The sequence below is a fragment of the Lentzea albidocapillata genome (genome assembly GCF_000719115.1).
Taxonomy (GTDB): domain Bacteria; phylum Actinomycetota; class Actinomycetes; order Mycobacteriales; family Pseudonocardiaceae; genus Lentzea; species Lentzea albidocapillata.
Genome location: NZ_JOEA01000017.1, coordinates 80,945 through 104,156 on the forward strand (window position 1 = coordinate 80,945; position 23,212 = coordinate 104,156).

Here is a 23,212-nt window from a genome sequence, read left to right on the forward strand (position 1 = left end):
TCAGATGACAGATTTCAATATCTGTCAGTCCATAGTTGTCCGCACGATTGACAAAATAGTTTTGAACGTTCAAAGTGTTTTTTGCGATGAGAGACGTGATCTATCTGGACCGGATGGAGCAGGCCGAGACCCTGCTCAAGCCGCAGCGCGTGGAGGTGCTGCGGCAGCTCGCCGCGCCGCGCTCGTGCACCGAGGTCGCCGAGGTGCTCGACCAGACGCCGCAACGCGTGCACTACCACGTCAAACAGCTGGTCAAGGCCGGTCTGGCGACCCAGGTGTCCGAACGCAAGGTGCGCGGCGTCCAGGAAGGCCTCTACCAGGCCGTGGCGCGGTCGTACTGGCTGTCACCGCGGCTGGTCGGCCGGATCGGGTCGCGCGACGAGCTGGCACTGGGCCACCTCGTCGACCTCGCCGAGCAGATCCAGGTCGACGTGGCGGCCCTGGACCGGTCGAGCGAACTGCCGTCCATCGGCGTGTCCGGCGAGATCCGGGTGCCGCCGGAGGAACGGCAGCAGTTCCTGGCCGAACTGCAGACGACGTTGCAAGAGCTGTTCACCCGTTATGGCGGCGCGGAAGGGGATGCGTTCCGCATCGCGCTCGCCTGCTACCCCAAAGGAGACGATCGATGAGCACCGGAACCGTCCGCGTTCGCACCTCCGCCAGTCCCGCCCGCGTCTACCGGGCGCTCACCACCGCCGACGACCTGCGGGTGTGGCTGGCCGAGCACGTGGATGTCGACCTGGAGGGCGGGAAGTACGAGTACTGGGGGCGCTACACGCCCGACGGCGAACGCCACCGGCAGAAGCTGCTGGGCTTCGACGACACGTCGGTGCGCTACTCGTGGTCCCTGTACGGCACCGAGTACACGGTCGAACTCGCCGTCGAGCAGCGTGACGGCGAGACGCTCATCGCGGCGACGCAGTCCCCCTACCCGACCTGGGGCGTGGGCGAGGACCGGGACGAGGTCCTCCAGACGTTCTGGCCGCTGGTTCTCGGAAACCTGGTCGAGCACGTCGAGGGCCGGCCGGTGCTGGGGTTCTGCGACTTCACGTCGCCCGAGCAGCGGTTCGAGTTCGACATCGCGGCGACGCCGGCGGCCATCATCGACGCGCTGACCGATCCCGACGTGTTCGCGCGGTGGTTCGGCGCCCGGATGGACATCGAGCCGCACGTCGGCGGCCGGTGGTCGATGGGGAGCCTGGAGGACGAGCCGAACCCCGCGAAGATCACCGCGCTGGACGAGGAGAACCTCGCGCTGGAGTTCCCGGGCGGGATGGTCACGTCCTGGGAGCTGAAGGGCTCGGAGGGCAAGACGCGGCTGACGTTCGTGCAGAGCGGCTTCGACCCGGCGAGCCCGCCGTTCGGGCCGTGGATGGGCTGGCTGTCCGGGTTCGCGGACCTGCGCCGGATGCTGGAGCTGCCGAACTGGCGCCCGATGTGGCACTCGTACGACATCCCGGGTTTGCCCGATGGAGTTCTCGTGCTCGAATAATCGGGTGTGAAACGGGCGGGTGAGAGCCAGATCATTCGGCTCTCACCCGTTTGCGCCTGGCTTTCGTCGGCGACGGCTCGATAACTTCGGGGTCGTGCTTGAGTCAGCGCGAATCGCCGTCGCCGCAGTCCTGATCGCCTTCTCCGTGACAGCGTCGATCTTGTTCAGTTACTAGAACCACGCCATGACCACGGCCGGTGAGGCAGCGAGGAAGCTGAACCTCACGAACCGGCCCACCATGCCCGTGGCGACGAACATCGTCGTGGACATGCCCGCGAGCCCGGCGAGCACGCTCGTCGCCATGAACGGCGGCACCCCGACCAGCGCGCTCAACCCGTGCGTGCCGGCCATCCAGTTCGGGTGCGCCTTGCACTTCACGTGGATCCAGTCGCCCCAGCGGTGCAGGCGCGTGCCGGGACCGATCCAGCGCCCGAGGCGCGAAGGCTTGTCGCTGGGCTTGCGGTGCAGGAACTTCGGCAGGTGGATGTCGCCGCGCGCCGCGTAGAAGTACAGCAGCTTGCCCAGCACCTGGCCGACGGCCACGGCGAGGCCGACGATCCAGAACGAGACGTCCGGCCAGCGCGCGCAAAGTCCCAGGACGAACATCTCGATGCTGATCAGGGGAACGACGGCCGAGCCGAACGCGACCCCAAAGGTGAGGCCAACGAGGGCGAGCACCCGGCCGAGGTTACACAGATCTCAGTCGGCGAGTCGGACCTCGAGCGGACCGGACACCCGGACCTCGCGCAACGGACGCCCGCCCGCGTCCAACGTGCGCACCGTGCCATCACCCGTCCAGCCCAGTCGCTCGTAGAAGTTCCGCGACGCCTTGTCGGCCTCGGGCACCCACGCGATCCCCCGCGTGGCGCCCGTCTCGTGGAGCCTCCTCACCGCCTCCGCGACGAGTCGCGTGCCGTGCCCGCGACGGCCCCAGCGCGGTTCCACGAGGACGCTGAGCAGCGCGGTGGTCGCGGCGTCCTCCGGCAGCGACCCGTCCGCCATGGCGACTTCCTCGTCCGGGGCCTTGCTCGCCACGACGAAGCCGACGACCCACTCCCCCTCCGTCGCCTTGAGCACCGCGCCGCTCTGGACGGCCAGTGCCCAGGCCTCGTCGGTGTCGAGCGCGTCGAGGACCTCGGGCGGCAGCAGCTCGGCATAGGCGAGCCGCCACGTCTCCCGATGGATGCGGACGATCTCCGAAAGATCAGCAGCGGTGGCGGTGTGCACGCCGGCGTCGGCCATAAACGCAGCTTATCGACGCCGTGTCGCGGAATTGTCAGGGGTGCGTGGCACCATCGGCGACGTGCAGAGGATGAGTGCGGACGTGGCCCGTCGAATCGCCCTGGGCGCCCAGGGCTTCACCGACCTGAGGCCGTCCGTGGCCACCCGCAGGCACCTGCAGCGCGTCCTGTCCCGCGTGCAGCTGCTGCAGATCGACTCGGTGAACGTGGCCGTGCGCGCGCACTACATGCCGCTGTTCTCCCGCCTGGGCTCCTACGAGCCCTCCCTGCTGGACGAGGCGGCCTGGACCCACTCCGTACGCAAGCCCCGCCTGCTCGTGGAGACGTGGGCGCACGAGGCCTCCCTGGTGCCGGTGGCGGACTGGCCGCTGTTCCACTCCGGCGCCAAGAAGCGCGGCTGGTGGCAGAACTACCAGACGATCCTGGAACGCTCACCGCAGCTGGTCGACGAAGTCCTCGCGGCCGTGAAGGAACTGGGCCCGATCGGCGCCGGAGCTCTGGAGAAGGCCCTCATGGGCGACCAGGGCCGTGCGAAGGGCCCGTGGTGGGACTGGTCCGAGGTCAAGCGCATCTGTGAGGTCCTCTTCGGCGTGGGCGTCCTGACGACCGGCACCCGCCGTTCGTTCGAGCGCCTCTACGACCTGACCGAGCGCGTCATCCCGCCCGACGTCCTGGCCCAGCAGTGGACCGCCGATTCGGGCGCACGCGAGCTGGTGCTGCGTTCCGCGGTGGCTCTCGGTGTGGCGACCGAACCCGATCTGCGCGACTACTACCGGCTCGACCCGCGCCGCTCGCAGGCCGCGGTGGCGTCGCTGGTGGAGGACGGTGTCCTGGAGCCGGTGGCGGTCGAGGGCTGGAAGGCCCCCGGCTACCGGCACGTCGAGGCGAAGGCCCCGCGCCGGGTGGTCGGGCGTGCCCTGTTGTGCCCGTTCGACCCGCTGATCTGGGAGCGGGCGCGGACCGAGCGCATCTTCGGCTTCCGGTACCGCATCGAGATCTACGTTCCGGAGCCTCGCCGGGTGCACGGGTACTACGTGTTCCCGTTCCTGCTGGACGGTGCGCTCGTGGCGCGCGTGGACATCAAGGCCGATCGTCCGGCCGGGGTGCTGCGGGTGCAGTCGGCGTGGGCCGAGGAGGGTGTCGACCGGCCTCGGGTGGCGGTGGAGCTCGCCGCGGAGCTGCGGCACATGGCCGACTGGCTCGGGCTGGAGGACGTGCTGGTGGTGCAGAAGGGCGACCTGGCGGCGGAGCTGATCGCGGCCGTGCTCAACGGATAGCGAAAACCCCAGGCCGGCGGCCTGGGGTTTCGTTCACGCGTGCAGCTCGATGGCCTTGCGCATCGTCTCGCGCGCCCGTCCGCGGTCGCCCGCGACGTCGTACGCGTAAGCGAGCCGGAACCAGGCCCGCCAGTCCTCGGGCGACGCCTCGACCTCGGCCCGCCGCTCCTCGAACCACGAGTCCGCGGCGTCGCGGTCCACCCGGCCGGACGGCCGGCGCGGCAGGTGCGAGACGTCCGGCAGCAGGCCGTCCGCGTCAAGCTCGCGAGCCATCTTCTCGGTCTCCCAGCCGAACCGCAGGTTGGAGTACACGAGCCAGACACCGAGCAACGGCAGGATCAGCACGCCGACGCCGAGCAGGATCCCGACCACCTCACCGGTCTGCAGCAAAGCCACAGCCCGGCCGGTGAGCAGGACGAAGTAGACCGCGAGAGCCGCGATCAGCACGCCGACGGTGACGCGGACCTTCACAGGTCGAGGTACTTGTCGAGGCCGACGGCGAGACCGGGGCGACCGACGATCTCCCGCACACCCAGCACCACGCCGGGCATGAAGGAGGTGCGGTGCAACGAGTCCTGACGGATGGTCAGGGTCTCGCTCTCACCACCGAACACGACCTCCTGATGCGCGATCATCCCGGAGATCCGCAGCGAGTGGACCCGCACACCGTCGACGACGGCACCACGGGCACCGGGCTCTTCCTGCGTGGTCGCGTCGGGCATCGAGTCCATGCCCTCCCGCGCGGCGGCGATCAGGCGCGCGGTGTGGGCGGCCGTGCCCGAGGGGGCGTCGGCCTTGCGCGGGTGGTGCAGCTCGATGATCTCGGCCGACTCGTAGTAGCGGGCGGCGATCTCCGAGAAACGCATCAGCAGGACGGCACCGATGCCGAAGTTCGGCGCCACCAGCACGCCGACGTCCGGACGGTCCGCGAGCAGCGCCGCGACCGCGTCCAGCTTGGGCTGGTCGAAGCCGGAAGTGCCGACCACGCAATGGATTCCGTTGGCGACGCAGAACTCCAGGTTCCCCATCACCACGTCGGGGTGCGTGAAGTCGACGACGACCTGGACACCGGCGTCGACGAGCGCGGACATCGGGTCGTCGGCGTCGATCGCCGCCACGACCTCCATGTCCTTCGCGGCCTCGACCGCGCGGACCACCTCGGAACCCATGCGGCCCCGCGCGCCGAGAACTCCGACGCGAATCATGCAATCACCTCGTGTACCTGGTCCGGCAGATCGTCAGCGTGATCGTAAGGGCCCACCACCGCAGCGGCGACAGGCCTGCGCAGCAGCTCACGTGCGAGCAACGCCACTTCGTCGGAAGTGACGGCGTCGATGCGCGCGAGGGTCGCCTCGACGCTCAGGTGGTCGCCGTAGTTCAGTTCGGACTTGCCGATGCGCGACATCCGGGAACTGGTGTCCTCCAGGCCCAGGACGAGTGCACCGCGCAGCTGCCCCTTGCCACGCCCCACTTCCGCGTCCGACAGGCCGCCGCGAGCGACGTCCACGAGCACCTCGCGGATGACGCCGGCGGTCTCTCCCAGCCGGTCCGGCTGGCAGCCCGCGTAGACGGCGAACGTGCCGGTGTCCGCGTAGAGCCCGACCGACGAGTACACCTGGTACGCCAGGCCTCGCCGCTCGCGCACCTCCTGGAACAGCCGGGAGCTCATGCCGCCGCCGATAGCCGCGTTCAGCACGTTCAACACGAAGCGGCGCTCGTCGTGGCGGTCGAGACCGCGCATGCCGAGCATCATGTGCGCCTGCTCGGTGTCGTCGGTGTGCAGCACCAGCTTGCGGGCGTCGGCGATGCGCGCACGACCCGCTCGTGGCGCCACCGCGCTGCCCTCCCGCGACAGCCGGTCGCCGACGGCCTTGCGCACCAGGCGCATCACGTGCGTGTGCTCGATGTTGCCCGCGACGGAGAACACCATGCGCGGCAGCGTGTAGCGCTTGCGGTAGAACGAGTAGAGCGCGTCCCGGTCCATGTCCTGAATGGACTTCTCGGTGCCGAGAACGGGACGCCCCAACGCATGCCCACCGAACAACGCCTCGATGAACGCGTCGTGCAGCAGGTCCTCGGGGTCGTCGTCGCGCATCGCGATCTCTTCGAGCACGACACCGCGTTCGGTCTCGAAGTCACGCGGACCGCAGAGGGCCTCGAACACCACGTCCGCCACCAGGTCCACCGCCAACGGCAGGTCCTCGTCGAGGACGTGCGCGTAGTAGCAGGTGTGCTCCTTCGCGGTGAACGCGTTCAGCTCGCCGCCGACCGCGTCGATCTCCTCCGCGATGGCCGCCGCCGTGCGCCGCGAAGTTCCCTTGAACAGCAGGTGTTCCAGGTAGTGCGCGGCACCCGCGACCTCGGGCCGTTCGTCACGGGAACCGACCTGCACCCACAGCCCGACCGAGGCGGACCGCACGCCGGGGATGCGCTCGGTGATGACCCGCAGGCCCGAGGGCAGCATGCTGCGCCGCACCTCGGACCCCGCGGACATCTCGAGCACCCGCGTGCTGCCCGGCCGCTGGAGGTGTCCAGGAGTTCCGGTACGCGGACGGCCGCGGGTGGATGCACCCGCGGCCGTCACGTTGTTGTCTGTCGTGCTCACTGCGCGGGAGCCGCCTCAGTGGCCTCGGTGGCCTCGACGGCCTCCGGGGCGTCAGCCGGCTTCGCGGCGTCGTCCTCGTTCACGACGACGAGGCTGATCTTGCCGCGCTGGTCGATGTCGGCGATCTCGACGCGGAGCTTGTCGCCGACCTTGACGACGTCCTCGACCTTCGCGATGCGCTTGCCGTTACCCAGCTTCGAGATGTGGACGAGGCCGTCCTTGCCGGGCAGCAGCGAGACGAACGCGCCGAACGCGGCCGTCTTCACCACGGTGCCCAGGAAGCGCTCGCCGACCTTCGGCAGCTGCGGGTTCGCGATCGCGTTGATCATGCCGATCGCGGCCTCGGCCGAGGGGCCGTCCGCCGCACCGACGTAGATCGTGCCGTCGTCCTCGATGGAGATGTCGGCACCGGTCTGCTCGGTGATCGAGTTGATCATCTTGCCCTTCGGGCCGATGACCTCGCCGATCTTGTCGGTCGGGATCTTGACCGACGTCACGCGCGGAGCGAAGGCGCTCATCTCGTCCGGGTCGGAGATGGCCTCGGCCATGACCTCCAGGATGGTGTAGCGCGCGTCGCGGGCCTGGCCCAGCGCCGCCGCCAGCACCTCGGACGGGATGCCGTCGAGCTTCGTGTCGAGCTGCAGCGCCGTCACGAACTCCTTGGTGCCCGCGACCTTGAAGTCCATGTCGCCGAACGCGTCCTCGGCACCGAGGATGTCGGTCAGCGCCACGTAGCGGGTCTCACCGTCGACCTCGTCGGAGACGAGACCCATCGCGATGCCGGAGACCGGCGCCTTCAGCGGGACACCCGCGTTGAGCAGCGACAGCGTCGAGGCGCAGACGGAGCCCATGGACGTCGAGCCGTTGGAGCTCAGCGCCTCGGACACCTGGCGGATCGCGTAGGGGAACTCCTCGCGCTTGGGCAGCACGGGCATGATCGCCCGCTCGGCCAGCGCGCCGTGGCCGATTTCGCGGCGCTTCGGCGAACCCACGCGGCCGGTCTCACCGGTCGAGTAGGGCGGGAAGTTGTAGTGGTGCAGGTAGCGCTTGTGCGTCTCGGGAGCGAGCGAGTCGATCTGCTGCTCCATGCGCAGCATGTTCAGCGTGGTGACACCCAGGATCTGGGTCTCGCCGCGCTCGAACAGCGCCGAACCGTGCGTCCTCGGGATCACGGCCACCTCGGCACCGAGGTCACGGATGTCCGTGAGGCCACGGCCGTCGATGCGGACGTTGTCGCGCAGGATGCGCTGGCGCACGAGCTTCTTGGTCAGCGAGCGGAACGCGGCGCCGACCTCCTTCTCGCGACCCTCGAACTGCTCGGCCAGCTTCTCCAGCGTGGCGGCCTTGATCTCGTCGAGCTTCGACTCGCGCTCGGCCTTGCCCGCGATGGTCAGCGCCTGCGCGAGCTCACCGGAAGCGGAAGCCTCGACGGCCTCGAACGCGTCGGCCTGGTAGGCCGGGTACGTCGGGTAGTCGCCGGTGGCCTTCGCGGCGACCTGGGCGAGCTGCGCCTGGGCCTCGCAGAGGACCTTGATGAACGGCTTGGCGGCCTCGAGGCCCGCGGCCACGACCTCTTCGGTCGGGGCGGTGGCACCCTCGGCGATCATGTCGATCACGTTGTCGGTGGCCTCGGCCTCGACCATCATGATCGCGACGTCACCGGAGTCGACCACGCGGCCCGCGACGACCATGTCGAACACGGCCTTCTCGAGCTGCTCGTAGGTCGGGAACGCCACCCACTGGCCCTCGATGAGCGCCACGCGGACGCCACCGATCGGGCCGGAGAACGGCAGACCCGCGAGCTGCGTCGACGCGGACGCGGCGTTGATCGCCACGACGTCGTACAGGTCCTTCGGGTTCAGGCTCATCACCGTGATGACGACCTGGATCTCGTTGCGCAGGCCGTCCACGAAGGACGGGCGCAGCGGACGGTCGATCAGGCGGCAGGTGAGGATGGCGTCCGTGCTGGGACGGCCCTCACGCCGGAAGAACGAGCCGGGGATGCGGCCCGCGGCGTACATGCGCTCCTCGACGTCCACCGTGAGGGGGAAGAAGTCGAAGTGCTCCTTGGGGTGCTTCGACGCCGTCGTGGCGCTCAGAAGCATGGTCTCGTCGTCCAGGTACGCCACCACGCTGCCGGCGGCCTGACGCGCGAGGCGCCCGGTCTCGAAGCGGATGGAGCGCGAGCCGAACTTGCCGTTGTCGATAACGGCAGTCGCCTCATGGACCTCGATGTCCGTCATTTACTTGTTACTCCTCGTCTTTTGGACGCCGCTCACGCGATTTGACGAGGCCGGTCTTCGATCGAAGTCCCCTGGGCACTGCCAGATTCACTTGGCAACCAGGAGGCCACTACCGAGGACCGGCGCGGAAACTGCTTCGCGCGACGCGGGTCCTGTTTTTCGTTCCTCTTTACAACCAGGGATCTGTATACACCCGGTTTTACGCCGAGGGGGAGTGACCGGCCGGTCACTCCCCCTCGGCAGGTATCACCTGCGCAGACCGAGGCGCTGGATCAGCGCGCGGTAGCGGTTGATGTCCACCTTGGTCAAGTAGTTCAGCAGACGGCGGCGACGGCCGACCATCAGCAGAAGACCACGGCGGGAGTGGTGGTCGTGCTTGTGCTGCTTCAGGTGCTCCGTGAGGTCAGCGATCCGCTTGCTCAGCAGGGCGACCTGCGCCTCGGTCGAACCGGTGTCGCTGTCGTGCACACCGTACTCACCGAGGATGGACTTCTTCTGTTCCGTGGACAGTGCCACTAGGTACTTCTCCTACTTGTTCAGGTCCGTGCGGCCCCATGCCGCCGAATTGCTGGCCGGGGTAGCCGGTACTGGCCGCCACGGACCGCAGCCAGACCCAACTGCGAAGGCTATCAGGCACACGGCTCAGCGGCGCGCTGACGTGCGCAACCCCACCCGGTCCACGGGCGGATGAAGGCCATCGGCGCTGCTCACGAGCCACTGGCAGGTGCGTGCCCATTGTGGTGCGCGCCTGCTGTCAGTGCCAACCGATTTAAGCGGAGATGAATTCCCGCTTGCGAAATCTCACCTGCTGGCGGCCCGGATGGCGCGGCGGAACAGCTCCGCGATCGCCGGGAAGTCCTCGTGCAGGAGGTCGGCGGCCTGCTGGAGCTCGAGCCGGTCGGCGACCCGGCGCAGCACGGGATACGCGACGCTCTCGTCCCCATTGACCGGCAACGAGTCGCGCGACACCGTCGGCTTGGACTCGCGCACGTCGTCGAGCGCGCGCTGCAACGCCTCCGGCGCCCCCGTCGCCACGTCCGGCGTGAGGATCTTGCGCTCCAGCATGATCATCCGAGCGAGCACGGAGGGATTGCCGATCTTGGCGCGACGGCCGCTCATCACCTGGCTCAGCATCGGCGCGCTGATCCCGAGCACGTCCGCGAGCTGCGCCTGGGACACGTTGAAGGCCACGACCAACCGTCGCACGCGGTCACCCAGCGGCTCCCCGTACCACTCCCGTTGCAGGGCGAGGTTGCGCTGAACGATCTTGTGGTCCTCCACCTTGGCCTCTCCTGTAGCCATCACTCCGACCCGCATCCTGCCAGGCCGCGGACGCACAGACGCCCGCTTCGCCCAATCTGACGGTCACGACTCGGCGAGTAGTTCCCTCGTTCGGTCTACATCCCGATGCATTTGTTCGAGCAGGGCTTCGACGGAGTCGTACTTCTCCATCTCGCGCAGCCTTTCGACGAAGTCCACGGCGACGCGCTGGCCGTAGTAGTCCTCGTCCACGTCGAGCACGAACGCCTCGACGCGGCGCTCCCGGCCGGAGAACGTCGGGTTGGTCCCCACCGACACGGCGGCCTTGAGCGTCTTGCCCTTGGCGTCGGTGAACCAGCACGCGTAGATGCCGTCCGCAGGCACCGCCGCAAACTTGGGCGTGGACAGGTTGGCGGTCGGGAACCCGAGGTCCTTGCCGCGCCCGTCGCCCTTGACGACGATCCCCTCGAGCCGGTGCGGCCGGCCCAGCGCCTCGGCCGCCGCCTTCACGTCACCTGCGTCGATGCACGCCCGGATGTAGGTGGACGAGTACGTCACGTCGTCTGCGGACACCAGATCAGCCCCCTCGGTCACGAATCCGAACCGCTGCCCGAGCCGGCGCAGCATCGCGACGTTACCGGCCGCCTTGTGCCCGAAGGTGAAGTTCTCCCCCACCACGACAGCCGCGGCGTGCAGCTTCTCGACGAGCACCTCGTGGACGAACTCGTCCGCGGGCATCCTGCTGGTCTCGAGGCTGAACGGCACCACCACGAAGTGGTCGATGCCCAGTTCCTCGACCAGCTCGGCCCTGCGCCGCAGCGTGGTGAGCTGCGCGGGGTGGCTGCCCGGCCGCACCACCTCGGACGGGTGGGGGTCGAAGGTCATCAGCACGCTCGGCAGGCCGCGCTCGCGCGCGAGCTCGACGGCACGTCCGATGAGGGCCTGGTGGCCTTTGTGGACACCGTCGAACACGCCGATGGTGACGACGCAGCGGCCCCAGCCGCCGGGAAGGTGGTCTAGTCCGCGCCAGCGTTGCACGGTGATCAGCCTACGACGCCGGCCCCGCCCGGTGTCCGCGCACCTCGCAAGCGGTCCGGACTCGCACACACCGTCACTCGGCCGGGCTCAGCACCACTACCGGTTTGCAGGCGGCGCCCTCGTCCTTGACGAGCGCGATGACGTGCCCGTCCGGCCCGAACACGCCGTAGGTGCCGTCGATCCCGCCCGCGCGCAGCCGCTGCCCGTGCGACAACGCCGAAGCCTCGTTCGGGTCGATCTCGCGGCGCGGGAACGCCGTGGCGACCGCGGAGTCCAGGTCCAGCGACAGACCCGGCGTCTCCTCCAGCTGCGCCAGCGTCTTGGCCACGCGGAGGTCGAACGGCCCGACCCTGGTCCGCCGCAACGCGCCCAGGTGCCCACCGACGCCCAGTGCGGCGCCCAGGTCACGGGCCAGCGCGCGCACGTAGGTGCCGGACGAGCACTCGACCATCACGTCGAGCAGCACCGTCTTGTCCTCACGGCGCGAGAACAGCACGTCGAACCGGTGCACGGTCACCGGCCGTGCGGGGATTTCAACTTCCTCACCGGCGCGCACACGGGCGTAGGCGCGCTTGCCGTCGATCTTCACCGCGGAGACGGACGACGGCACCTGCTGGATCGGGCCGGTCAGCTTCGCGATCTCGGCTGCGATCGCGTCGTCCTCGACACCGGAGGCGTCCTCAGTGGACAGCACCTCGCCCTCGGCGTCGTCCGTGGTGGTGGACGCGCCGAGCACGATCGTCGCGAGGTAGGCCTTGCTGTCCAGGGCGAGGTGGCCGAGGAGCTTCGTCGCGCGCTCGATGCCGAGCACGAGTACGCCGGTCGCCATCGGGTCCAGCGTGCCGGCGTGCCCGACCTTCCGGGTGCCGAGGATCCTGCGCACACGCGCCACCACGTCGTGCGAGGTCATGCCGTCCGGCTTGTCGACGACGACCAGGCCCGGTGCAACAGAGGGTTTCACGGCGCTGAATCCTAAGCGACGTTCAACGCGTCCCAACGGCGACGCCGGATCTGCACCGGCACCGTCTCCCCGCGCTCCTCCGCCTCGAACACCGCGGCACGCGCCCGGCGCCACCAGACGAGCATCCGCCAGCTGCCCAGCACGAGCACCAGCACGCAGAAACTGAACGCCACGCGGAACGCCGTCTGCGGGCTGAGCAGGCCCTCGACGAGGTCCAGCAGCACGCCGACACCCAGCGCGGTCACGGTCACCGCGAGGAAGCCGCCGACGTTCACCAGACCGCTCGCGGTGGACTGCCGGTGCGACGGGTTGTAGTCACGGGCGAGAGCGAACGCCACGCCCGAGATCGGCCCGCCCACGGTGAGCACGAGGAACACCACGGCGATGACCGGCGTCGGCACGTGCCCGCCCGGCCACAGCAGCAGCACGCCCCACCCGGTGAACGCGAACGCGAGGAACCCGACCGAGATCGGCATGCGCCACTCGGGGTTGCGCGAGAACAACCCGCCGATGATCGGGCTCGCCACGATCGCGCCGATGACGAGCAGCCCGAGCGTGGAGGACGCGGCACGCGGCGACATCCCCTGCGCCTGCACGAGGTACGGGTACCCCCACAGCAGACCGATGACGGCGGGCGTCGACATGGTGCTGAAGTGCGCCCAGAACCCGAGCCGGGTGCCTGGCACGCTCCACGCCTGCCGCACCTTCGGCCAGATCTTCCTGAACGGCACGACTTCCGGCTTCGGCGCGACGAACCCCGCCGGCACGTCGCGCACCCGCAGGAGCGCCACGACCGAATAGAGCGCGGTGATGCCGCCCGCGATGAGGAACGCCCACGTCCACCCGATCGAGCCGAGCATGAGCGTCAACGGCACGGTGGCGACGAGGTTGCCGACACCGCCGATGGCGGCCGTGACCGCGACGACGAGCGAGTACTGGCGCGGCGGGAAGTGCGTCGCGACGAGGCGGATCACGCTGATGAACGTCATCGCGTCGCCCATGCCCAGCACGGCCCGTGCGGCGAGTCCGAGACCGTACGAGTCAGCGACGGCGAAGAGCACCTGGCCGGTGCCCATGAGCAGGGCGGCGACGGTGAGCACCCGGCGTGGCCCGTAGCGGTCGACGAGCAGGCCGGTGGGGATCTGCATGAGGGCGTAGACGCCGATCTGCAGCACGGTGAACACACCGAGCTGAGCGGGTCCGAGCCCGAAGCGTTCGCTCGCCTCCAACCCGGCCACGCCGAGCGTGGTGCGGTGGAAGAGGGCGGCGAAGTAGACGAAGACGGCGGTGGTCCAGATCAGCCACGACTTCCGGGTGGCGCGATCGACCGGCGGCAAGGCGGCACTCTCCCAAGCTGGAGGTAGGCAGACATTAGTTACATCGCCTAAACAACCTTCTTGGTAACGATTTCATGCCGTGAGTTCGGCCACAGGGCCTAACGAACCGCGCCCTCGACCGCCCACTCCCCCGAGCGCGTGCGCCACACCACCGCCACGAGCCGCAGCACCATGAACGCCGACAGCCCCGTCCAGATGCCGGCGAGCCCCCACTCGAACGTGTACGAGGCCCACACCAGCGGCAGGAATCCGATCACCGCCGAGCCGAGCGTCGCCGTCCGCATGAACTTCACGTCGCCGGCACCCAGCAGCACACCGTCCAACGCGAACACCACACCCGCGATCGGTTGCAGCGCAACGAAGAACCACCACGCGTTCGGGATCTCTGCCAGCACACCGGCGTCCGTCGTGAACGCCCGCGGCAGCACGGTGAACAGCGCCGCGAACAGAACTCCGAGCCCGATGCCGAACACCAGTCCGTACCGTGTGATCTGCCAGGCGAGCTTCTCCGCCTGCCGTCGCCTCGACGCTCCCAGAGCCGCGCCGACGAGCGACTGCGCCGCGATCGCCAGCGAGTCGAGCACGAGCGCGAGGAACGTCCACAGCTGCAACACGACCTGATGCGCACCCAACGCGCCGACGGACGTCCGCGCCGCAACGGAGGCCGCGCTGATGAAGCACGCCTGGAACGCCAAGCTCCGCAACACCAGATCGCGCCCCATGCCGAGCTGCGCGCGCATGGCCGCCCAATGCGGCTTCAACGACACATGCTCCGCGAACAACGCCTTGAAGAACAACCCGGCCGAGACCACCTGCGCCACGACGTTCGCGACAGCTGAGCCCTCAAGCCCCCAGCCCGCGCCGTAGACGAGCGCGGGACACAGCACCGCGCTGATGCCGTTGCCGATCAGGATGTATTTGAGTGGCCGCTTGGTCTCCTGGACACCGCGCATCCATCCGTTGCCGGCCATCGTGACGAGGATGAACGGCGCACCGAACAACGCGATGCGCACCCACTCCACCGCCGCGTCCGCCACGGCTCCGGGCCCGGCGAGCAGCTCCGCCAGCGGCCGCGCGAACAGCTGCCCCAGGACCACCACGAGCACACCGGCGGCCAGCGCCAGCCACGTTGCCTGCACGCCCTCCTCGACGGCCTCCTGACGCCGCCCAGCCCCGTGCAACCGAGCCGTGCGCGCCGTCGTGCCGTACGAGAGGAACGTCAGCTGCGTCGCGACCTGCGTGAGCAGCACACCGCCGATAGCCAGCCCAGCGAGCGGTAACGCCCCAAGATGCCCCACGACCGCCGTGTCGACGAGCACGTACAACGGCTCGGCCGCCAGCACCCCCAGAGCGGGTACCGCCAGCCCGATCACCCGCCGAGCGGGAACCCGATCCTCCACCAGACGAACTTATGCGGCTACGCGCGCTGCCGTGCGGTGATGGCGGCCACTCACGACCGTTGGGGCAGCCCGAACACCTGCTCGCGCGCCACGGCCAGGGCCGAGTGCAAAGCGCCCGCACGCACCGGATTCGCGGTGATCTGCGCGAGGTGCACCGGCGTCCGCGGCACGACGAGCTTCAGCAGTTCCGCCGCCACCAGCTCGCACAACGTCTCGCCGCCCGCGTGCGCCACCCCGCCGGACAGCAGCACCAGTTCGGGGTCGAGCACGCACACGACGTTCGCCAGCCCGAGCGCTATCCGACGCGCCAGCGCCGTGAGGAAAGCCCTGCCCTCGGTGCCGGCGTTCAAGGCGTGCGCCACGGCTTCCAGCCCGGACGACTCGTGGATGCCGTGCTCGGCCGCCAGCGCGACGATCGCCTCGCTGTCGACCTGGTCGCCGTAGCGCCCGCCGGGCACCTGCATCGAGTCGATCTCACCCGCACCGCCCGTGACGCCACGCAGCAGCACGCCGTTGACCACGACCGCCGAACCGATCTCGTCCGCAGGCCAGACCAGCACGAAGTTGCGCACCCCTGCCGCCCGGCCGGAGCTCATCTCCTCCAGCGCGGCGAGGTTGATGTCGTTCTCGATCGACACCGACGTGCCGAGCAGCTCGCGCAGCGTCGACGGCAGGTCGACGGCCACCAGGCCGGGCAGGTGCGGCGCGAACCCGAGCTGGCCGGTGGCCGGATCGACCGCGCCCGGCGTGCCGACGACGACGTGCGACAACGCGTCGAGCGTCAGCCCGGCCAGCGCCGCCGCCTTCTGCACCGTCTCCCGGAAGATCCGGAGGGTGTTCTCCTTCGGCATCGGCGCGCTGTGCTCGGCCAGCAACGACCCGGTGATGTCCGCGATGGCCACGTCGATCAGCTCGGCGGACAACGCCACCGCCGCCACGTAGCCGACGCCACCGTTGACGGCCCACATCTGCGCGCGAGGCCCGCGGCCACCGCCACGCAATCCGGTGCGGACGACCATGCCGTCCTCTTCGAGCCGCGCCAGCAGCTGGGCGGTGGCGGGCTTGGACAGCCCGATCACTTCTTCCAGCTCGGCGCGCGTCATCGCCCCGCTGCGCAGCAGGGTCTCGATCGCGGCCCGGTCGTTGATCTCCCGCAGCAGCCGCGGGCTCCCTGTCCGTGTCATGACTCCACCCGTTCCAACGCGCCCTTGAGCGCGGCAACGACCTGCTCGGCGGCCCCCTCGAAGGTGAACCCGGCCGCAAGCCGGTGCCCGCCGCCGCCGAGGACCTGCGCCACCTCACGAACATCGACCCGGCTCACGGCCCGCAGCGACACGGACCAGAACCCGGGCTTGAGCTCCTTCAACACGGCCGCGACCTCGGCCTCGGCGGCGGAGCGCACCACGTCGATCACGCTCTCCACCTCTTCGCTACGCACCCCGTGAGCGTCCTCGATGCTCACAATCGCGTGCGCAAGCCCCATGCCGTGCGCGGCGTTCTGATCAAGCTCCGCCTTGGCCAGCACGCGCGACAACATGCCGAGGTACGCGAACGGATGTGCGTCCATCAACGGCCGCGTAACGGCATACGCGTCCACTCCGGTCTCCAGCAGCCGCGCGGCCGTGTGGTGCGCCTGCGGCCCGGCCTTCCGAAAGCCTCCGGTGTCGGTCACGAGCCCCGCGTAGATGCAGCGCGCGATCGGCTCGTCGACCTCGACGTTCATCTCGTCGAGCAGTTTGAGGGCGATGAGCGCCGTGGCCTCCGCACGATCATCGATGCAGTGCACCGTGCCGTACCGCGTGTTCGACACGTGGTGGTCGACGACGATGACGGGCCCACGGCAGTTCGCGACGCGGTTCTTCAGCGGCCCGAGCCGTTCCAGGCTGCCCGTGTCCATGACGACCAGCAGTTCCGGCGCTTCCGGTACCTCGTCGCGATGAACGAGCAGTCCAGCGGTGTCCAGCGCCTTCAGGCTCTCGGGCACGGCCTCCGGGTCGCCGAACGCCACCCGCACCGCCACACCGCGCCGATGCAGCGCGAGTCCTACCGCCAGAGCACTCCCGAGCGTGTCAGCGTCGGGGTTGATGTGACTCAGCAAGGTCACATCACGGGCGCCGGCCAGTAACCGCGCGGCCTCGGCAATGGTCGTGCTCAGGTCGTCTGCCACAGGGAGACGTTAGCCGCTAACCGTCCCGAAGTGCTGTGCGGCACCCTCGGACAAGACAGTTTCCATCCAGTTTCGGCGGCGAAAACCAAAGGGCGGACACGATCACCGTGTCCGCCCTGGTCACAAAAGAACTCAGTCCTCGTCGTCATCCTCACGAGGCGCCCGGTACGGGTCGGCCTCCCCAGCGGGAGACGCCCCCGCGGACCGACGAGCCACTTCGGCATCGGCAGCCTGAGCCTTGGCGAGCAGCTCTTCCATCTTCCGTGCCTCGTCCGGCACGGTGTCGGTCATGAACGTCAGCGTGGGCGTGAAGCGAACCCCCGTCTGCGCTCCGACCATGGACCTCAGCACACCCTTGGCCTTCTCCAGGGCCAGTGCAGCTCCGACGTAGTCGGGCTCCACGTCCAGGCGCTCACCGAGAACGGTGTAGTACACAGTCGCGTCGTGCAGATCCCCGGTCACCTTGGTGTCGGTGATCGTGACCCGAGCCAGCCGCGGATCCTTGACCTCATGCTCCAAAGCCGAAGCGACGATCTGCGAGATCCGCTTGGCGAGCTTGCGGGCACGTGCCGTGTCGGCCACGAGCCTCCCCTTCCTAGTCGTCCTCCGGCCCGACGAATCGCGTCCGGGCGGAGAGCAAGTCCAGTTCGGGCCGTCCCGCGACCAGCCTTTCACAGCCGGACAGGACGTCCCTGACGTGCTCCAGGTCGGCGGCGACTGCCGCCACACCGATCAGGCTGCGCCGATGCAGGTCCAGATGACCGGCCTCGGAGACAGCAACCTCGAAGCGCTTGCGCAGTTCGGCCACGAGGGGCCGGACAACCGAGCGCTTCTCCTTCAACGAGTGGACGTCGCCCAGAAGGACGTCCAATTCCAGAGCACCCACGTACATGGGCAAGATCCTCCAGAAGAAAAGGGTGCGGAGCCATCGGTTAAACGGCTCCGCACCCTTCACCTACCGACTAGGCGCGCGGCTTCTCGCGCATCTCGAAGGTCTCGATGACGTCTTCCAGCTTGAGGTCGCTGTAGTTGCCGAGCGTGAGACCACACTCGAAACCTTCGCGGACCTCGGTGGCGTCGTCCTTGAACCGCTTGAGCGAGCTGATCGGGAGGTTCTCCGCGATCACCTTGCCGTCACGGATCAGGCGAGCACGCGCGTTGCGGCGGATCTCGCCCGACAGGACCATGCAACCCGCGATCGTGCCGACCTTGGAGGACTTGAAGACGTCGCGAACCTCGGCGCGGCCGAGCTGGACCTCTTCGAACTCCGGCTTGAGGAGACCCTTGAGGGCCGCCTCGATCTCGTCGATCGCCGAGTAGATGACCGTGTAGTAACGGACGTCCACGCCCTCGCGGTTCGCGAGCTCGGTCGCCTTGCCCTCGGCCCGGACGTTGAAGCCCATGACGATGGCGGAACCGGCCACGGCGAGGTTGATGTCGCCTTCGGTGATGCCACCGACACCGCGGTGGATCACGCGCAGCTCGACGTCGTCGCCGACCTCGATCTTCATGAGCGCGTCCTCGAGGGCCTCGACGGTACCCGAGTTGTCACCCTTGATGATCAAGGTGAGAGCGCTGGTTTCCTTGAGCGCTGCGTCCAGGTCTTCCAGGCTGACGCGCTTGCGCTTCGCCGCGTTGGCGGCGTTGCGGGTGCGGGCCTGACGACGCTCGGCGATCTGGCGGGCGACGCGGTCCTCGTCGACGACGAGGAACGAGTCACCTGCACGCGGCACCGAGGTCAGACCGATGACCTGCACCGGACGCGACGGGGTCGCGACGATGACGTCATCGCCGTGCTCGTCGACCATGCGGCGGACGCGACCGTACGCGTCACCCGCGACGATCGAGGAGCCGACGCGCAGCGATCCGCGCTGGACGAGCACCGTGGCGACCGGGCCGCGACCGCGGTCGAGGTGCGCCTCGATCGCGACACCCTGGGCCTCCATGTCCGGGTTGGCCCGGAGGTCCAGCGAGGCGTCGGCGGTCAACAGGATGGCCTCGAGGAGGCTGTCGATGTTGATGCCCTGCTTCGCGGAGATGTCGACGAACATCGTGTCGCCGCCATACTCCTCGGCGACCAGTCCGTACTCGGTCAGCTGCTGACGGATCTTGGAGGGGTTCGCACCCTCCTTGTCGATCTTGTTGACCGCGACCACGATCGGCGCCTGAGCGGCCTGGGCGTGGTTGATCGCCTCGACCGTCTGCGGCATCACGCCGTCGTCAGCGGCGACGACGATGACCGCGATGTCGGTCGCGTTCGCACCACGAGCACGCATGGCGGTGAACGCCTCGTGACCCGGGGTGTCGATGAAGGTGATGAGCCGCGGGTTGCCCTCGAGCTCGGTCTGCACCTGGTAGGCACCGATGTGCTGGGTGATGCCACCGGCCTCGCCCTCGGCCACCTTCGCCTTGCGGATGGTGTCGAGCAGACGCGTCTTACCGTGGTCGACGTGACCCATGACGGTCACGACCGGCGGACGGATCTGCAGGTCGTCCTCGCCACCGGCGTCCTCGCCGTAGGTGATGTCGAACGTCTCGAGCAGCTCGCGGTCCTCCTCCTCGGGGGACACGACCTGCACGACGTAGTTCATCTCGGTGCCGAGCAGCTCCAAGATCTCGTCGGACACCGACTGGGTCGCCGTGACCATCTCGCCCAGGTGGAAGAGCACCTGCACGAGCGACGCCGGGTTGGCGTTGATCTTGTCGGCGAAGTCGGTCAGCGAGGCACCGCGCGGCAGGCGGATCGACTCGCCCTGACCCTTGGGCAGGCGGACGCCACCGACCGAAGGCGCCTGCATGTTGTCCATGTACTCCTGGCGCTTCTGCCGCTTGGACTTGCGTCCACGACGCGCCGGACCACCCGGACGACCGAAGGCACCAGCGGTACCGCCGCGACCAGCGCCGCCGCCACCACCGGGACGACCGCGGAAACCGCCGCCACCACCGGCAGGGGCACCGCCGCCTGCGCCGCCGCCGCCACCGGGACGGAAGCCACCGCCACCGCCACCGCCGCCACCGGGACGGAAGCCGCCACCGGCGCCACCGCCACCACCGGGACGGAAGCCGCCACCGGCGCCACCGCCACCGCCGCCGCCTCCGCGGAAGCCGCCGCCACCGCCGCCGCCGCCCCCACCGGGACGACCGCCACCGCCGCCGCCACCACCGGGACGGCCACCGCCGCCACCGCCGGGACCAGGACGGTTACCGGCCGGACGGTTGCCCGGCATCATGCCGGGGTTCGGCCGCGGGGGCATGTTGCCCGGGTTGGGACGAGGACCGCCCTGACCGGGGCCACCGGGACGAGGACCGCCCTGGCCGGGGCCGGGACGACCGCCACCCTGCGCGGCAGCCGGACGCTGACCACCCTGACCGGGCGCACCGCTCGGACGGGGGTTCGCCGGACGAGGCTCGCCGGGCTTCCCGCCGCCTGCGGGGCGGTCGCCGCCCTGCTCGGGGCGCGGGCCGGGACGAGGTCCGGGACGCGGCGACGGAGCGTTGCCGCCACCGACGCCGAAGGGGTTGTTGCCCGGACGCGGGGCACGCGGGCCCGCAGGCTTGGGAGCCTGCGTGCGCGGCGGCACCACGGACTGGGGCTGTGCACCAGTGGACGCGGCCGGAGCCTGCGGCTGCTGGGGCTGTTGAGGCTGCTTCTCCGGAACCGGAGCCGGGCGCGGGCCCGGACGCGGACCGCTACCCGGCTTGGAGCCGGGAGCCGGGGCAGCCTTGGGCGCGGCCGGAGCCTGCGCGGCAGGAGCTGCCGGTGCGGCGGCCGGAGCCTCGGACTGCACGGGTGCCGGTGCGGGCGCCGCGGGAGCCGGAGCCTGCTCGGCAGGAGCTGCCTGAGCGGGCTTCGGGGCCGGCGGGCGCGGGGCGGCCGGACGAGGTCCGGGCATGCTCTTGGCCGCAGCGGGCTTGTTGTCGTCGGCCGCCTGCTTGGCGTCCGCCGGTGCGGCGGGCGCTGCGGCGGCAGCGGGTGCGGGTGCCTTCGGCTTCGGAGCGGACGGCCTGGGAGCCGGCTTCGAGGACTTGGCTTCGTAGGCGTCACGAAGCCGCCGGGCCACGGGGGCCTCGACGGTCGATGACGCGGACTTCACGTACTCGCCCTGTTCGGCGAGCTTGTTGAGAACTTCCTTGCTCGTAACACCAAGCTCTTTTGCGAGCTCGTGCACGCGGGCCTTGCCTGCCACTGCTCTCCTAAGTCGTGAGGCCGGCGGGCAAGTCCCATCGACCTCGTCTTAACGTCGCGCGTTCATGTCTTCAGCTTCACGGCTGACTCATGACGGGTCGACCTGCTTCCTTGATGCTTGTTGGCCGCGGGGCTGTCCCGAGGCCAAGTTCCCTTGCTGCTGCTCCACGTGCTCGCGCAGCGAAGCGACGTCGAGTGCTCCCTGGACCTTGAAGGCCCGCGAGAACGCCCGTCGCCGCTCGGCGTTGCGGAGACATTCGAGATCGAAATGCAACCAAGCACCTCGACCAGGAAGCCGCCGACGGACGTCCGGAACCACCGAACCGTCCACCGCGACCACACGCAGCAGCTCAGACGGCAACGTCCGGGTACGGCATCCAATGCACGTACGAACAGGGCCGATGTGCTGGGAAACCGATCCCGACGTTGAACCGTTGATAATTCTATCCCCTGGAGCTCATTCAGCCGAACCGGAGGTGACCGCACCGGCGGCCGGAGCCTCCGCGTCACTGCGGATGTCGATGCGCCAGCCCGTCAGACGAGCGGCCAGGCGGGCGTTCTGGCCCTCCTTGCCGATCGCCAGCGAGAGCTGGAAGTCCGGCACCACGACGCGCGCCGTCTTGGCACGCTCGTCGAGCACCCGCACGGACACAACCTTGGCCGGGGACAAGGCATTCCCGACGAACGTGGCCGGGTCGTCCGAGTGGTCGATGATGTCGATCTTCTCGCCACCGAGCTCGTGCATGACGTTGCGCACACGGGCACCCATCGGGCCGATGCAGGCGCCCTTGGCGTTCACTCCGGCAACCGTTGATTTCACGGCGATCTTCGAACGGTGACCTGCCTCACGTGCCACCGCGGGGATCTCCACGGTGCCGTCCGCGATTTCCGGGACCTCGAGGGCGAACAGCCGCCGCACGAGGTTCGGGTGGGTCCGCGAGAGAGCGATCTGCGGCCCACGGGCACCGCGCGACACGCTCACGACGTAGCACTTGATGCGCTCGCCGTGGTTGTACTGCTCGCCCGGCACCTGCTCGGCCGGCGGCAGCACACCCTCGGTGTCGCCGACCTGCACGACGACCATGCCGCGGGCGTTCGCACGGGCGTCGCGCTGGACGACACCCCCGATGATCTCGCCCTCCTTGGCGGCGAACTCACCGAACGTGCGCTCGTGCTCGGCGTCGCGCAGGCGCTGCAGGATGACCTGACGCGCCGTCGTGGCCGCGATGCGGCCGAAGCCTTCCGGAGTGTCGTCCCACTCCTCCCGGACCGCGCCGTCCGGCGCCAGGTCCTGCGCGATCACGCGCACGGCACCGGTCTTGCGGTCGATCTCCACCTTCGAATGCGTGGCATGCCCTTCGGTGTGCTTGTAGGCGGTCAGCAGTGCTGACTCGATCGCCTCCAGGACCGTCTCGAAGGGGATGTCCTTTTCACGTTCGATCGCCCTCAGGGCGGCGATGTCGACGTTCACCTCGGCTCCTCCTTCGGTGCTTTCCGAGTGAGCCGAGCCAGTTCCTCGACCGGCGGCTGCTTGAACTCGATCTCCATGACCGCGCGTTCGATGTGGCGGTACTCCACGCGTCGCAGCTCGTCCTTGTGCAGCAGCTCGACACCGGTCTCGTCGCACTCGCCGACCCGGCCGAACCACTCGGGCTGGTCGGGCTGCTTGATCTTCACGAGACGCAGGTGAGCGCGCTTCCAGTGGCGCGGGCGCGTCAGGGGACGGTCGACACCCGGCGAGGTGACCTCGAGGGTGTACGGCCCGTTGATGATGTGGTCGTGCTCGTCGAGTGCGGCGGAGACCACGCGGCTCGCCTCGGCGACCTCGTCGAGCCCGATTCCGTCCTCGCCGTCCACGACCACTTTGACCAGACGGCGGCGCCCAGCCTGATTCACGTCGAGCGCGTCGAGGTCGAAGCCGACGGCTTCGAGAGCTTCCCGCACAACGGGTGCTAGCTGCGCGGAAAGCTCTCCGCGCGGCGGGCTGGACACGTGGTGTCTCCTT

General features: G+C 69.2%; 23 protein-coding genes. 3 read left to right on the forward strand and 20 right to left on the reverse strand.

Features of this window, described 5'->3' with window-relative positions; genetic code table 11:
- Positions 1-86 precede the first annotated feature (86 nt).
- Both IG04_RS0127045 and IG04_RS0127050 read left to right on the forward strand, forming a co-directional pair.
- Positions 87-629 carry a winged helix-turn-helix domain-containing protein gene (locus tag IG04_RS0127045; RefSeq protein ID WP_030479536.1) on the forward strand — a complete coding sequence of 181 codons (543 nt, stop codon included), beginning with the start codon at positions 87-89 and terminating at the stop codon, positions 627-629.
- Entirely contained in the window at positions 626-1,492 is an 867-nt protein-coding gene (locus IG04_RS0127050) for an SRPBCC family protein (RefSeq protein WP_030479537.1), read from the forward strand. The genes IG04_RS0127045 and IG04_RS0127050 overlap by 4 nt, the downstream gene beginning before the upstream one ends.
- Before the next feature lie 171 nt (positions 1,493-1,663).
- Here the strand turns inward: IG04_RS0127050 and IG04_RS0127055 are convergent, their stop codons facing one another.
- Together IG04_RS0127055 and IG04_RS0127060 are read right to left on the reverse strand one after the other, a co-directional pair.
- Complete coding sequence (locus IG04_RS0127055; RefSeq protein ID WP_030479538.1) at positions 1,664-2,170, reverse strand: YqaA family protein; 507 nt, start codon at positions 2,168-2,170, stop codon at positions 1,664-1,666.
- A 21-nt stretch (positions 2,171-2,191) separates the two neighbouring features.
- Positions 2,192-2,734 carry a GNAT family N-acetyltransferase gene (locus tag IG04_RS0127060; protein WP_030479539.1) on the reverse strand — a complete coding sequence of 181 codons (543 nt, stop codon included), beginning with the start codon at positions 2,732-2,734 and terminating at the stop codon, positions 2,192-2,194.
- 70 nt (positions 2,735-2,804) lie between these two features.
- On the opposite strand from IG04_RS0127060, the gene IG04_RS0127065 reads away from it, so the two are divergent.
- Positions 2,805-4,010, forward strand: a complete 1,206-nt coding sequence (locus IG04_RS0127065) for a winged helix-turn-helix domain-containing protein (RefSeq protein ID WP_144065397.1) — start codon at positions 2,805-2,807, stop codon at positions 4,008-4,010.
- 33 nt (positions 4,011-4,043) lie between these two features.
- Here IG04_RS0127065 and IG04_RS0127070 read toward each other — a convergent pair whose 3' ends face one another.
- From IG04_RS0127070 to rimP, 18 genes are all read right to left on the reverse strand, one after another.
- Positions 4,044-4,481, reverse strand: coding sequence for a tetratricopeptide repeat protein (locus tag IG04_RS0127070; protein ID WP_030479541.1), 438 nt, complete (start codon positions 4,479-4,481; stop codon positions 4,044-4,046).
- Positions 4,478-5,215, reverse strand: a complete 738-nt coding sequence (gene dapB / locus IG04_RS0127075; protein ID WP_030479542.1) for a 4-hydroxy-tetrahydrodipicolinate reductase — start codon at positions 5,213-5,215, stop codon at positions 4,478-4,480. The genes IG04_RS0127070 and dapB overlap by 4 nt, the downstream gene beginning before the upstream one ends.
- Positions 5,212-6,504, reverse strand: coding sequence for a M16 family metallopeptidase (locus IG04_RS0127080; RefSeq protein WP_051770849.1), 1,293 nt, complete (start codon positions 6,502-6,504; stop codon positions 5,212-5,214). Before IG04_RS0127080 ends, dapB begins: the two co-directional genes overlap by 4 nt.
- 107 nt (positions 6,505-6,611) lie before the next feature.
- A complete protein-coding gene (locus IG04_RS0127085) occupies positions 6,612-8,858 on the reverse strand; it encodes a polyribonucleotide nucleotidyltransferase (protein ID WP_030479544.1) in 2,247 nt (748 codons plus the stop codon).
- A 246-nt stretch (positions 8,859-9,104) separates the two neighbouring features.
- Entirely contained in the window at positions 9,105-9,374 is a 270-nt protein-coding gene (gene rpsO / locus IG04_RS0127090; RefSeq protein ID WP_030479545.1) for a 30S ribosomal protein S15, read from the reverse strand.
- A 285-nt stretch (positions 9,375-9,659) separates the two neighbouring features.
- A complete protein-coding gene (locus IG04_RS0127095) occupies positions 9,660-10,139 on the reverse strand; it encodes a helix-turn-helix domain-containing protein (protein ID WP_030479546.1) in 480 nt (159 codons plus the stop codon).
- An 84-nt stretch (positions 10,140-10,223) separates the two neighbouring features.
- Positions 10,224-11,156 carry a bifunctional riboflavin kinase/FAD synthetase gene (locus IG04_RS0127100; protein ID WP_030479547.1) on the reverse strand — a complete coding sequence of 311 codons (933 nt, stop codon included), beginning with the start codon at positions 11,154-11,156 and terminating at the stop codon, positions 10,224-10,226.
- 73 nt (positions 11,157-11,229) lie between these two features.
- Positions 11,230-12,117, reverse strand: coding sequence for a tRNA pseudouridine(55) synthase TruB (gene truB / locus IG04_RS0127105; RefSeq protein WP_030479548.1), 888 nt, complete (start codon positions 12,115-12,117; stop codon positions 11,230-11,232).
- Between the two features lie 11 nt (positions 12,118-12,128).
- The gene (locus IG04_RS0127110; RefSeq protein ID WP_030479549.1) at positions 12,129-13,454 is read right to left on the reverse strand and encodes an MFS transporter; all 1,326 of its coding nucleotides are present in this window, start codon (positions 13,452-13,454) and stop codon (positions 12,129-12,131) included.
- A gap of 98 nt (positions 13,455-13,552) precedes the next feature.
- The gene (locus tag IG04_RS0127115; RefSeq protein WP_030479550.1) at positions 13,553-14,857 is read right to left on the reverse strand and encodes an MATE family efflux transporter; all 1,305 of its coding nucleotides are present in this window, start codon (positions 14,855-14,857) and stop codon (positions 13,553-13,555) included.
- A 47-nt stretch (positions 14,858-14,904) separates the two neighbouring features.
- The gene (locus tag IG04_RS0127120; RefSeq protein ID WP_030479551.1) at positions 14,905-16,038 is read right to left on the reverse strand and encodes an ROK family transcriptional regulator; all 1,134 of its coding nucleotides are present in this window, start codon (positions 16,036-16,038) and stop codon (positions 14,905-14,907) included.
- Positions 16,035-17,021: a DHH family phosphoesterase gene (locus IG04_RS0127125; RefSeq protein WP_030479552.1), complete on the reverse strand. Its 987-nt coding sequence runs from the start codon at positions 17,019-17,021 to the stop codon at positions 16,035-16,037. Before IG04_RS0127125 ends, IG04_RS0127120 begins: the two co-directional genes overlap by 4 nt.
- A 132-nt stretch (positions 17,022-17,153) precedes the next feature.
- Complete coding sequence (gene rbfA, locus IG04_RS0127130) at positions 17,154-17,603, reverse strand: 30S ribosome-binding factor RbfA (RefSeq protein ID WP_030479553.1); 450 nt, start codon at positions 17,601-17,603, stop codon at positions 17,154-17,156.
- A 13-nt stretch (positions 17,604-17,616) separates the two neighbouring features.
- Positions 17,617-17,913, reverse strand: coding sequence for a DUF503 domain-containing protein (locus IG04_RS0127135; RefSeq protein WP_030479554.1), 297 nt, complete (start codon positions 17,911-17,913; stop codon positions 17,617-17,619).
- Positions 17,914-17,983: 70 nt separating this feature from the next.
- Complete coding sequence (gene infB, locus IG04_RS0127140) at positions 17,984-21,208, reverse strand: translation initiation factor IF-2 (RefSeq protein WP_030479555.1); 3,225 nt, start codon at positions 21,206-21,208, stop codon at positions 17,984-17,986.
- Between the two features lie 87 nt (positions 21,209-21,295).
- Positions 21,296-21,547, reverse strand: a complete 252-nt coding sequence (locus IG04_RS45555; RefSeq protein ID WP_406601821.1) for a YlxR family protein — start codon at positions 21,545-21,547, stop codon at positions 21,296-21,298.
- A 117-nt stretch (positions 21,548-21,664) separates the two neighbouring features.
- Positions 21,665-22,678 carry a transcription termination factor NusA gene (nusA, locus tag IG04_RS0127145; RefSeq protein ID WP_030479556.1) on the reverse strand — a complete coding sequence of 338 codons (1,014 nt, stop codon included), beginning with the start codon at positions 22,676-22,678 and terminating at the stop codon, positions 21,665-21,667.
- Positions 22,675-23,199 carry a ribosome maturation factor RimP gene (gene rimP, locus IG04_RS0127150; RefSeq protein WP_030479557.1) on the reverse strand — a complete coding sequence of 175 codons (525 nt, stop codon included), beginning with the start codon at positions 23,197-23,199 and terminating at the stop codon, positions 22,675-22,677. The genes nusA and rimP overlap by 4 nt, the downstream gene beginning before the upstream one ends.
- Between the last annotated feature and the right edge of the window lie 13 nt (positions 23,200-23,212).